1 rRNA gene is annotated in these 255 nt (G+C 53.7%); it reads left to right on the top strand.

The annotated features are described in order from the left end of the window. Positions 1–255, top strand: a 23S ribosomal RNA gene (locus C7I55_RS27635); the annotation flags it as partial.

Raw genomic sequence — 255 nt, 5'->3', positions numbered from 1 at the left:
GAGCCCGAAGGGGGTAGTCGATGGGAACCACGTTAATATTCGTGGGCCTGGAGGTGTGTGACGGATCTCTTAAGTTGTATGCCCTTATCGGATTGGGTGTGCTTCGACGAGGTTCCAGGAAATAGCCTCTCCGTATAGACCGTACCCGAAACCGACACAGGTGGTCTGGTAGAGTATACCAAGGCGCTTGAGAGAAGGGTGTTGAAGGAACTCGGCAAATTGCCTCCGTACCTTCGGAAGAAGGAGGCCCTCACT

Origin of the sequence: Allosphingosinicella deserti, from assembly GCF_003012735.1 — a bacterium.
Classification (GTDB): domain Bacteria; phylum Pseudomonadota; class Alphaproteobacteria; order Sphingomonadales; family Sphingomonadaceae; genus Allosphingosinicella; species Allosphingosinicella deserti.
Note: the sequence above shows the minus strand (reverse complement) of the source record. Positions and strands in the feature narration are given on the sequence as shown.